The 11,239-nt window shown below is 64.8% G+C and carries 11 protein-coding genes; 3 read left to right on the plus strand and 8 right to left on the minus strand.

Annotation, left to right across the window (positions count from 1 at the left end):
• Window positions 1-7: 7 nt before the first annotated feature.
• The 4 genes from DDE13_RS03645 to DDE13_RS03660 all read right to left on the minus strand — a co-directional run bounded on the left by DDE13_RS03645 (window position 8) and on the right by DDE13_RS03660 (window position 4,324).
• Window positions 8-841 (minus strand): carbohydrate ABC transporter permease, encoded by an 834-nt coding sequence (locus tag DDE13_RS03645; protein ID WP_111401567.1) that lies wholly within the window; start codon window positions 839-841, stop codon window positions 8-10.
• 13 nt (window positions 842-854) lie between these two features.
• Complete coding sequence (locus tag DDE13_RS03650) at window positions 855-1,727, minus strand: carbohydrate ABC transporter permease (protein ID WP_111401569.1); 873 nt, start codon at window positions 1,725-1,727, stop codon at window positions 855-857.
• A 133-nt stretch (window positions 1,728-1,860) separates the two neighbouring features.
• Window positions 1,861-3,183 carry an ABC transporter substrate-binding protein gene (locus DDE13_RS03655; RefSeq protein ID WP_111401571.1) on the minus strand — a complete coding sequence of 441 codons (1,323 nt, stop codon included), beginning with the start codon at window positions 3,181-3,183 and terminating at the stop codon, window positions 1,861-1,863.
• Window positions 3,184-3,280: 97 nt separating this feature from the next.
• Window positions 3,281-4,324, minus strand: coding sequence for a LacI family DNA-binding transcriptional regulator (locus tag DDE13_RS03660; RefSeq protein WP_111401573.1), 1,044 nt, complete (start codon window positions 4,322-4,324; stop codon window positions 3,281-3,283).
• 207 nt (window positions 4,325-4,531) lie between these two features.
• On the opposite strand from DDE13_RS03660, the gene DDE13_RS03665 reads away from it, so the two are divergent.
• Both DDE13_RS03665 and DDE13_RS03670 read left to right on the plus strand, forming a co-directional pair.
• A complete protein-coding gene (locus tag DDE13_RS03665; protein WP_111401575.1) occupies window positions 4,532-5,482 on the plus strand; it encodes a sugar kinase in 951 nt (316 codons plus the stop codon).
• Window positions 5,479-6,741 (plus strand): D-tagatose-bisphosphate aldolase, class II, non-catalytic subunit, encoded by a 1,263-nt coding sequence (locus DDE13_RS03670; RefSeq protein ID WP_111401577.1) that lies wholly within the window; start codon window positions 5,479-5,481, stop codon window positions 6,739-6,741. Before DDE13_RS03665 ends, DDE13_RS03670 begins: the two co-directional genes overlap by 4 nt.
• A gap of 9 nt (window positions 6,742-6,750) precedes the next feature.
• Here DDE13_RS03670 and DDE13_RS03675 read toward each other — a convergent pair whose 3' ends face one another.
• The 4 genes from DDE13_RS03675 to DDE13_RS03690 form a co-directional block, all read right to left on the minus strand.
• Complete coding sequence (locus DDE13_RS03675) at window positions 6,751-7,419, minus strand: uridine kinase (RefSeq protein ID WP_222626023.1); 669 nt, start codon at window positions 7,417-7,419, stop codon at window positions 6,751-6,753.
• Window positions 7,420-7,421: 2 nt separating this feature from the next.
• A complete protein-coding gene (locus DDE13_RS03680) occupies window positions 7,422-8,204 on the minus strand; it encodes an ATP-binding cassette domain-containing protein (protein WP_235868571.1) in 783 nt (260 codons plus the stop codon).
• Window positions 8,201-9,262, minus strand: a complete 1,062-nt coding sequence (locus DDE13_RS03685; RefSeq protein WP_111401581.1) for an ABC transporter permease — start codon at window positions 9,260-9,262, stop codon at window positions 8,201-8,203. The genes DDE13_RS03680 and DDE13_RS03685 overlap by 4 nt, the downstream gene beginning before the upstream one ends.
• A gap of 78 nt (window positions 9,263-9,340) precedes the next feature.
• Window positions 9,341-10,354, minus strand: coding sequence for a sugar ABC transporter substrate-binding protein (locus tag DDE13_RS03690; RefSeq protein ID WP_111401583.1), 1,014 nt, complete (start codon window positions 10,352-10,354; stop codon window positions 9,341-9,343).
• 391 nt (window positions 10,355-10,745) lie between these two features.
• Between DDE13_RS03690 and DDE13_RS03695 the strand changes: the two genes are divergently transcribed.
• On the plus strand, window positions 10,746-11,237 hold the full coding sequence (locus tag DDE13_RS03695; protein ID WP_111401585.1) for an OsmC family protein: 492 nt from the start codon (window positions 10,746-10,748) through the stop codon (window positions 11,235-11,237).
• Window positions 11,238-11,239 lie beyond the last annotated feature (2 nt).

Consider the following 11,239-nt stretch of genomic DNA (forward strand, 5'->3'; position numbering starts at 1 on the left):
CTGTTCCTTATTTCACAGCGCCGAAGGTCAGGCCCCGGACGAGTTGCTTCTGGCTGAACCAGCCCATGATCAGGATCGGCGCGATGGCCATGACGGAAGCCGCGCTGAGTTTCGCGTAGAACAGGCCCTCGGGGCTGGAGTAGCTGGCGATGAAGGCCGTCAGGGGGGCCGCGTTGGAAGCGGTCAGGTTGAGCGTCCAGAAGGCTTCGTTCCATGCCAGGATGATGTTGAGCAGCACCGTGGACGCGATGCCGGGGATCGCCATGGGCGTGAGGACATAGATCACCTCTTCCCGAAGCGATGCCCCGTCCATGCGCGCGGCTTCGAGGATCTCGCCGGGGATTTCGCGGAAATAGGTGTAGAGCATCCAGACGATGATCGGCAGGTTCATGAGCATCAGCACGATCACGAGTCCGGTGCGCGTATCCAGCAGTCCCACGTCGCGGAAGATCAGGTAGATCGGAACCAGCACGCCCACGGGCGGCAGCATCTTGGTGGACAGCATCCACATCAGCACGTTCTTCGTGTGCTTGGCCGGAACGAAGGCCATCGCCCAGGCCGCGGGTACCGCCACGAGAAGCCCCAGGATTGTCGACCCGAGCGCCAGCACGACCGAATTGGTGAAGTGCTTGAAGTAGTCGGACCTTTCCTGAACGGCGCCGAAGCTTTCGGTCGTCCAGCCGGTGCTGAACAGCACCTGCAGCGGAGCCTTGATCGCGTCGCCTTCGGTCTTGAACGACAGGATCAGGATCCACAGGATCGGAAAGAAGATGATGAAGCCCAGCGTGCCGGCGACCGCGGTGTTGATCGCCTTTCGGGAATTCGGAACTGCGCGTGCCATGGGTGTTCCCTCCTCAGGCGTCGAGGTTCTTGCCGATCATCCGCATCAGGAAGATCGCAACGATATTGGCGAGGATGATAGCGATGACCCCCCCTGCACTGCCCATGCCCACGTCGTATTGCAGCAGCGAGGACACGTAGATCAGGTAGGTCAGGTTCGTGGTCGCCACGCCCGGCCCGCCATTCGTCGTCACCAGAATTTCTGCGAAGATCGACAGCAGGAAGATCGTTTGGATCAGGATCACGACGGTGATCGCGCGCGCGAGATGCGGCAGCATAATGTACCAGAACCGGTTGAACCAGCTCGCCCCGTCCATTTCCGCAGCTTCGAGCTGTTCCTGGTCGAGCGACTGGAACGCCGTCAGCAGGATCAGCGTGGCGAAGGGCAGCCATTGCCACGACACGATCAGCACGATGGACAGGAGGGGGATAGAACTGAAGAAATCTATTGGCGCCGCACCGAGCGATTGCGCGATGTGCCCGAAAATCCCGTTCACCGGATTCATGAACATGTTCTTCCAGACCAGCGCGCCCACGGTCGGCATGACGAAGAAAGGCGCGATCACCATGATCCGGATGAGTCCCTGCCCCCACATCGGCTGGTCCAGAAGCAGCGCGAACATGATGCCCCCGATCGTGGTGATCAGCAGAACCCCGCCCACAAGCACGAGCGTGTTGATCATCGCTGCGCTGAAGCTCGGGTCGGTCACGAACCAGCGGTAGTTTTCCCACCCCACGAACGGGTTATCGCCGGGGTTGAGCAGGTTGAACCGCAGGAACGAGAAATAGACCGTCATGCAGAGCGGGATAAGCATCCAGCCCAGAAGCAGAACCACGGCGGGCGATATCATCAGACGCGCGGCCGATCGTGAAGCTTTGGTTGCCATGGTATCCGTCCTCCCAACGTGCACCGGCACGAGCCACGGGGATCCTGCCCGGAGCGCGCGTTGAATGTCTGTGAATGCAAAGGGTCCGGGGCGTTCGGGCCGGCGCGATGCCCCGGCCCGAACCCTGTGGCGGTTACTGGATGTAGCCGGCCTTCGTCATTTCGCGGACCGCGAAGCGCTGGCTGTTTTCCAGTGCCTGGTCCACGGTCTGCTGCCCAGCAAGGGCGGCGGCAATCTGCTGGCCGACATAGTTGCCGATTCCCTGGAATTCCGGGATCGCCACGAACTGGATGCCGGTATAGGGGACCGGATCACGGGTCGGGTTTGCCGGATCCGCGGCGAGGATCGAATTCTCGACCGTTTCCGCAAAGGGCGCCGCGGACAGATAGGCCTCGTTCGCATAGGTGGACTTGCGGGTGCCCGGAGGTGCCGCAACCCAGCCTTCGCGCTCGCCGACGAGTTCGATGTATTCCTTGGATGTCGCCCACGCGAGGAAATCCTTGGCCGCATCGGCATTGGTCGAGCTTGCGGGCACACCCAGCGCCCAGGCCCAGAACCAGCCCGTGCCGTTCTTCGTTTCCTGGTACGGTGCCTGGAAGAAATCGGTCCGGTCCGCGACAGAGCTTTCGTTGGGATTGAAGATGTATCCCGCCGCCGAGGTCGCATCGACCCAGGTCGCACAGCGTCCATCGGCGAACAGCGCGCGGTTCTCGTTATGCCCGTTCGACGACGCGCCCGGAGGGCCGTAGTTCTGCACGAGATCGACGTAGTAGTTGATCGCCGTGCGCCATTCTTCGCTATCGATCTGCGGCTGCCAGTCCATGTCGAACCAGCGGCCACCGAACGCGTTCACAAGCGGACCGACGAAGGCCATGTTCTCGCCCCAGCCTGCCTTGCCACGCTGGCAGGTGCCGAACACGCCGTTGTCCGGGTCGTGAAGCTGCGCGACCATCTCTTCGAACTGGGTGTAGGTGATCTGCTCGGTCGGCGCTTCGATCCCCGCGGCCTCGAACAGGTCCGTGCGGTAGAATGTGAAGGAGCTTTCCGCGTAGAACGGAACGGCGAACAGCGTTCCATCGGCCGACAGGCCATTGCGCACGGGTTCGTAGATATCCTCGAGATCGTAGTCCGGGTTGATCTCGGTCAGGTCGTCCAGCGCCACCAGCCAGTCACGTGCCCCCCAGATCGGGGCCTCGTAAGCGCCGATCGTGATGATGTCGAACGACCCGCCATTCGTCGCGATGTCGGTGGTGACCCGCTGGCGCAGGGTGTTCTCTTCGAGCACGACCCAGTTGAGCGTATGGCCCGTCGCCTCTTCCCACACCGGCGATAGCTTCTGCATGATGATCATGTCGGAGTTGTTCACCGTCGCGATGGTGAGTTCCGCTGCTGTCGCCGCACCGGCCGACGCAATGGAAAGCGCAGTTGCCCCGAGAAGGGCGCTCTTCAGGTTCATGGTATTCCTCCCGTTACGCGCTTAAATTCGCAGCGCCAGAAAAACCCAGACCTGCCCCACAGTCAACAAATTTCTTTACGCGCGCAAACATTATTTTTCACGCGGAGAGACGCAGCACAAGCCGCGCGGGAAAAAGCGTCTCCGTCCGTCCGCCAGCCTGGGTGCCCGGAACCTCCCCCCGTTCGATCAGTTCGAACAGCGTGTCCACCCCGCGATTCGATACAAGGACGAAATCGTGGCCGACCGTGGTCAGCGACGGGCAGGTGAACCGCGCATAGGGGTGGTCGTCATGGGACGCAACGCGCAGCGCGCAGCCCGGCCCGCGCCCGACCCGGTACCCCTTTTCGTAGCACGCCGCGAGCAGCCCGATCGCCAGACGGTCGTTGCTGCACAGGATCGTATCGGTGGGCAGCGCGCGCTCGTTCAAGGCACGCATCGCGCCCTGGTATCCGATCTCTTCGCTCACCCAGCCCTCGCCGCGCACACGATGGATCATGGGTTCAAGCCCGTGGCTTTCCATGACCGAGATGTAGGCGTTGCGGCGACTCAGGGAGTTCGGGTTCTTCGGGTTCTCCATCTCGAAGAAAACGGGCGGCTCCCCGGTGCGCAGCAGGTAGTCTACGCTCTGGTTGACGAAGCTGTTGTTGTCCGACCCCACGAAGGCATGGCCCACCCCGTCGATGTTCCGGTCCAGCAGAACTGTCGGAACTTCTTCGCAGAATCGCACCAGGTGCTCCACGTCCGAATGCCGTCCGAGCGGCGCCAGAATCACACCGGCGGGCCGCAGCGACCGAAGGCTGTCAAGGATCTCCCGCTCGATCTCGCGCTCGCCATGGGCGCTGAACAACGACGGTCGGAACCCCGCCTCGATGCAGCGCCGTTCGATGTTGCGCGCCATTTCCGCGAAGGTAGGGTCGGCCAGGTACGGAACGACGATCCCGACATTCTTGGTCAGACGGCGGTTCTGGTTCATGGCAAAGATGTTTGGGCGATAGTCGTAGCTTTCCAGCGCCTCCTCGATGCGCTGCCGGGTGGATTGCCGGACGCTTTCGGGGTCGTTGAAATACTTCGACACGGTCGGACGGGAGATCCCGCTGACGGCTGCGAACTCTTCCATGTTTCGGATTTTCTGGCTTTCCATCCCACCCTCCGGCGCATCTGCATGTGCGCCAGCACCTCTTGCCTCGTACCGATCGGCCATGACCGGCGCGATCCTCCAGGACCTCTTGCAGTATCTTATCGCGCGAAAAGTATTCATTGACAGTAAAAAGAGCCGATGGCATCGGTCAAGAGCGTGTTTTTCGGGCAACGGCGCCCGTGCGCAGCGGCGGGAGGCCTGCGGAAACCGATGCAGAAGATCGTTGTGATGGGCGAGATCCTGGCCGAGATCATGGCCGACACCATCGGGGCCGGGTTTACCGAACCCGTGGCGCTGACCGGGCCGTTTCCATCGGGTGCGCCCGCGATCTTCGCAGCGCAGGCCGCGCGAACAGGCCAGCCGGCGGCCATCGTGTCCGCGGTGGGGGACGACGATTTCGGGCGGGTCAACCTGGACCGGCTCCGGCGCGACGGGGTGGATTGCAGCGCGGTCCGGGTCGATCCAGACCGGCCGACCGGCAGCGCGTTCGTGCGCTACCGCGCCGATGGCGGGCGCGATTTCGTGTTCAACATCCGCCACAGCGCGTGCGGGACCATCAGCGACACACCCGCGGTGCAAGCCGTTCTCGATGCGGCCGACCACCTTCATGTCATGGGATCGTCCCTGTCGAGCCCGGATTTCATCGCCCGCAACATCGCTGCCGCCGAGGCCGTGAAGTCGCGCGGCGGCACGGTGTCCTTCGATCCCAACCTGCGCAAGGAAGTGCTGGACGCGCCCGGCCTGAAGGACGCCATGGCGCACGTTCTCGGGTTGACCGACCTGTTCCTGCCCAGCGGCGCGGAACTGACGTTGCTGACCCGCACGGACGATCCCGCGGCGGCGCCGGACGAGTTGCTGGACCGGGGGATTCGCGCCATCGTCCACAAGCGCGGCGCCGATGGCGCGCGATATCACGACCGTACCAGCACGATCGACGTCCCCGCCTTTCCGGCGACCGAGATCGACCCCACCGGCGCGGGCGACTGTTTCGGGGCGGCATTCGTCGCCTTGTGGCTGCGCGGCACCGACACGCGCTCGGCGCTGACCCTCGCCGCCGCCGCCGGCGCCTGCGCCGTGCAGCATCGCGGCCCGATGGAGGGCATCAAGGATCTGGACGCCCTGCGCGCCTTTGCCACGAGCCATGGAGCAGACATCCGATGACCCATCCCTTGCTCGGTATCCCAGCCGACCAACAAGTCGGGCGCACCCGCGGCATCACCTCGGTCTGTTCGGCCCATCCGCTGGTGATCGAGGCGGCGCTGGCCCTTGGGCGCGACCGCGACCGCCCCGTGCTGATCGAGGCGACCTGCAATCAGGTCAACCAGGACGGCGGCTATACCGGGATGACCCCCGCCGCGTTCCGCGACTTCGTCGAAGCCATCGCGGCGCGCGTGGGGTATGACCCGGCCCGCATCATCCTTGGCGGCGATCATCTTGGCCCCAACCCATGGAAGCATCTTGCGGCCGACGCCGCCATGGCGAAGGCCGAGGCGATGATCGCCGCCTATGCCGCGGCCGGGTTCACGAAGCTGCATCTCGACACGTCGATGGGCTGCGCGGGCGAACCCGTGGCCCTGCCCGACGAGACAACAGCCAGCCGTGCCGCAAGGCTGGTGGCGGTAGCAGAGACGCTGGCGGCGGGGCCGCTGCGGCCAGTCTATGTCATCGGGACGGAGGTGCCTGTGCCCGGCGGGGCGACGGGCGGGTTGGACCATATGGAAGTGACAGCGCCGGATGCGCCCATGCGGACCCACGCAGTGCATCGTGAGGCGTTTGACGCGCTGGGTCTGCGCGACGCCTTCGGTCGCGTCATCGCCCTCGTGGTGCAGCCGGGCGTCGAATTCGGCCATGACGGCGTGATCCAGTTCGACCCGGCGCGCGCGGCAAACCTGTCTGCGGCACTTGGCACCCTGCCCGGCATCGTGTTCGAAGCGCATTCCACCGACTACCAGACCGGCCCCGCGCTGACGGCCCTGGTGCAGAACGGTTTCGCCATCCTCAAGGTCGGGCCGTGGCTCACCTTCGCGCTGCGCGAGGCGCTTTACGGACTCGACGCGGTGGCGGACGTGCTGGACGGCCATCCGCCGAAGGGGCGGTTGATGGCAGCGATGGAGGCAGCGATGCAGGCGGACCCTGCCCATTGGCGCAGCCACTATACCGGCTCGGACCGTGAACAGTGGCTGCTGCGCCATTTCAGCCTGTCGGACCGTATCCGGTATTACTGGCCGTCCGGCACGGCACAGGCGGCGGTCGGGGAACTGCTGGCCCGGCTTGGCGACACGCCGGTCCCTGCGCCGCTCGCGGCGCAGTTCCTGCCCGCGGCATCGGTGACGGAGGCCCTGCCCGCCCATGAATTGATTGTGCAAGCCGTCGCCGGGGTGCTCGACATATATGACACGGCCTGCGCCCCGCCCCGGTAGCCGCTGCCGTCAGGTTCCGGTGGCGGAATCCGTTTTCGTGATCGGGGCGATGTGAAGGTCCGCGGCCGCGCTGAGGGCCAGAACGGTCCTGGCATTCGCCAGGTCGTTCCCTCGCGCGCGGGTGGCCGCCGCTTCGGGTGAAAGCCCATAGGACAGCCAGCGCTCGATCAGCCGTTCCTCCAGCACCGCGATCGGGGGCGCGATCATCACGGTCGCATCGAAGATGTCGCGCAGATCTGCCCATGCCCCGTCGCGCAGCAGCAGGTAATTTCCCTCGGCCACCACGATTTCGGTGTCTGCCCGCAAGAACCCTGCATCGGGCACCGTGCTGTCGGCGGCCCGGTCGAACAGGGGATAGCGCAGATCGCCGGCTTCGTGCCTGATCCGCCGCACCAGTGCCACGAAGCCTGCGGCATCGAACGTGTCGGGCGCGCCCTTGACCGCGCGCAACCCGCGCGCGTCCAGCGTGGCGTTATCGAGATGATAGCCATCCATCGGCAATAGCGCCGCCGCCCCGTCACCCCGCCGGTCGTTCAGCGCGGCCACGACCCGGTCCGCCAGCGTCGACTTGCCGGAGCCGGGCGGCCCGGCGATCCCGATCATGATCCGCCCGTCTGGGTGCGGCAGCCCGTCGATCAGCGCCAGCACCGCGGCGACATGGTCGTTCAGATCGTGCATGGTCACGCCGCCGTCGTCAGGTCGTCGGGCCGCATCGCGCCCGTCATCAGGGCCACGGCGTCGGACATGGTCACCTCGCCCGGTTTCAGCACGCAAAGCCGCCGCCCCAGCCGGTGCACATGGATGCGGTCGGCCACTTCGAACACATGGGGCATGTTGTGACTGATGAGAATGATCGGCACGCCGCGGTCGCGCACTCGCCCGATCAGGTCCAGCACCTTGCGGCTTTCCTTGACCCCGAGCGCTGCGGTCGGTTCGTCAAGGATGATGACCCGCGACCCGAACGCCGCGGCGCGCGCCACCGCCACGCCCTGCCGCTGGCCGCCCGACAGGGTTTCCACGGTCTGGTCGATGTTCTGGATCGTCATCAGCCCCAGTTCCGACAGCTTATCGCGGGCGATGCGGCGCATCGCGGCCTTGTCGAGTTGCCAAAGCCAGCGTCCCATGAAGCCGTCCTTGCGGATTTCGCGGCCCATGAACATGTTGTCGGCGATGGACAGCGCAGGCGACATGGCAAGCGTCTGGTAGACGGTCTCGATCCCGCGCTGACGGGCTTCGATGGGGGACGCGAACTCGACCCGCGTGCCATCCAGCGTGATTTCGCCCTCGTCGGGCTGAATGGCCCCAGACAGCGCCTTGATCATGGTGGACTTGCCCGCACCGTTATCGCCGATCACGGCCTGGATCTCGCCCGGGTACAGGTCGAAGTCGCACCGGTCGAGCGCGGTGACACGGCCATAGCGCTTCACCAGCCCGCGGGCCGACAGGATGGGTTCGGTAGTCACAGGCTCGCCCTCCTGATGCGCTGATCGACGGACACCGCGGCAATGATCAGAACACCGATCAACAGGTAGGTCCATTGCACGTCGGCACCCAATAGCCGCAGTCCCAGCGTGAATACGCCGACGATCAGCGCGCCGAAAAGCGTGCCTGCGACGGAGCCACGTCCGCCGAACAGGGAAATGCCCCCGATGACCACGGCGGTGATGGATTCGATGTTGGCCAGTTGCCCCGCCTGCGGCGACACCGACCCGATGCGCCCGATCAGGGCCCAGCCCGCGAAGGCGCAGATCAGCCCGGCCAGCGCATAGACGGAAATCAGCGTGCGCCGCACGTTGACGCCCGACAATTCGGCCGCCTGCGGATCGTCCCCCACGGCATAGACATGCCGCCCCCACGCCGTCTGGCCGAGCGCATAGGACAACGCCGCCACCAGGACCAGCAGCAGGATCACGCCATAGGTGAAGACGGCGCCGCCGATTTCGATGGTATTGCCGAAGAACTGCAGCAGCGGTGCCTGTTCGGCGATATCCTGGCTCCGGATCACCTCGGATCCGGAATAGAGAAAGTTGGCTGCCAGCACGATCTGCCACATGCCCAGCGTGACGATGAACGGCGGCAGTTTCCAGAACGCGACAAGGTAGCCGCTGATCGTTCCGCAAATCAGGCCGCAGACCAGACCACAAAGCACGCCGACCGCGGGCGGAAGCCCCAGGTCGAAGGTGAACTTGCCCATGACGACCGACGACAGGATCATGACCGCACCAACCGACAGGTCGATCCCCGCGGTCAGGATGACCAGCGATTGCGCTGACGCGACGATGCCGATGATCGCCACCTGTTGCAGGATCAGCGTCAGTGCGAAGGGCGAAAAGAACCGCTCGCCCAGCAGCAGCCCGAAGATCGCGATGGCCGCCAGCAGCACCACAAGCGGCACGATGGCGGGCGAGACATAAAGAAGGTTGGCGATCCTGCCCTTCAGGCCGGTGGGGCCGGCGAAGGATGCGACCGCCTCATCCTCGGGGGGTGCCGCTTCGGTATCGGTGCGCGTTGCGTCCTGCATGTCGACCTCCGTTCCGGAAAGGGGATGGGCGCGTGAACGGGAACCGGCCCGGGACAAGCCCGGACCGGTTGCACCGGTTCAGCCCCAGCAGCGTGCGAGACCCTCTTCGACACTCAACTGCTCCATGCCGTCCACGGGAGACGCGGTGACAAGACCGACGCCGGTGTCGAAGAACGCCTTGCCCTCGGTGGCCTCCGGCTTCTCGCCGGTCGCGGCGTAATTCGCGACCGCCTCCACACCCAATGCGGCCATGTCGAGCGGGTATTGTTGCGCGGTCGCGCCGATCACGCCCTCGGCCACATCCTCCACACCGGGGCAGCCGCCATCCACCGACACGATCAGCACGTCATCCTGCATGCCAAAGGATCGCAGCGCCTCGTAGGCCCCGGCTGCTGCGGGTTCGTTGATCGTGTAGACCACGTTGATGGACTGGTCGATCGCCAGCAGGTTCTCCATCCCTTCGCGCCCGCCTTCCGCGTTGCCGCCGGACAGTTCGTGCCCGACGATGCGCGGGTCTTCCTCGTCGCCCCAGCGGTTTGCATCGCCAATGTCCACGCCGAATCCCGTTAGGAAACCCTGGTTGCGCAGGACGCCCACTGTCGGCTGGCTGACATTGATGTTCAGAAGGCCGATACGCGCGTCCGACGTGTCGCCCATGGTCTTCGCCGCCCATTCGCCGATCAGGCGCCCGGCTTCGAAATTGTCCGTGGCGAAGGTCATGTCGGCGGCATCAATCGGGTCGAGCGGCGTGTCGAGCGCGATTACGAGCATGCCTGCATCGCGTGCCTGCTGCACGGACCCGGTGATCGCCTTGGTGTCGGATGCCACCAGCAGGATGCCATCGACCTCCGCCGCCATGCAGGTTTCGATCGCGGCCACCTGCGTTTCATGATCGCCGTCGAACTTGCCGGCGAAGGACCGCAGCTCCACGCCCAGTTCCGCCGCCTTGGCAAAGGCGCCTTCGGCCATCTTGACGAAAAAGGGGTTTGTCGCGTCCTTCGTGATCAGGCAGACACTGCCTTCGGCTGCTGCAGTGCCCGCAAGGGCCGTCGTCGCCACGAGGCCCAGAGCACCCGCTTTAAGTCCGTTCATGTCGTTCTCCTCATTTGCTCCCCGGGACGACCGACGCAATTTCCGGAACACGGTGTCGGCACTGCGCGATCCACGCGCCCTGCCGGGCGCGCGTCGCTGGTGCGCCGACGGCTCCTCCCTGCCGCCCAACGTATGACATGGGTAGGATCGACGGCAGCGCGCTGTCAATAATAACTTTGCTATGAATTAGTAAAACCGCACGCTCGGGGCGAAGCGCGGCGGCCGGTTCCGCGGCGACCCTCACGTCTCACACCGTCCCCGAACAGGCCATAATGTCGGGAATGGATATAATCGGCTTTGACCCATACGCGCCGCTACGAACAAATTGGACTTGGGTGCGCAAACGATTGCGCAACCGTCAATCGACGCGAAACGCGCGGAAAGGGCAGCAATGTCAAAGGACAAGGTCTTCGACGTGGTCTTCACGTCGCACGGTGTCTGCGTCGGGAAGATGCGCAACGAGGTAACGAACACCGCGCATCAGCCGTTCCAGGTAAGCCGGATGCTGGCCACCGACGAAGGCAAGTTCCAGGGCGGCGAGGATACGTCGCCCACGCCGCTGGAGTTCTTTCTCACCGGGCTCGTGGGGTGCCTGATGACGCAGATCCGCGTTTTCGGCCGGCGCATGAAGGTGGAATTTGACGATCTCGAAGTGACCTGCGATGCGCGCTGGGTGGCGCACAAGGGCGACATCGGACCCTACGAGGCAAGCCCGGTCGGCTTCGACATCGGTATCACGATGAATTCTGACGCACCCGAACCCGATATCCACAAGCTGATCGAGGCATCCAGGCGCGCCTGCTTCGTGGAAGCGACGCTCGCCCAGGCGAACGAGATCACCCACAGCCTGCGGATCAACGCGGGCGAACCGCAGGCTGTCTGACC

This window comes from Meridianimarinicoccus zhengii (assembly GCF_003254465.1).
GTDB classification, from domain to species: Bacteria; Pseudomonadota; Alphaproteobacteria; order Rhodobacterales; family Rhodobacteraceae; genus Meridianimarinicoccus; species Meridianimarinicoccus zhengii.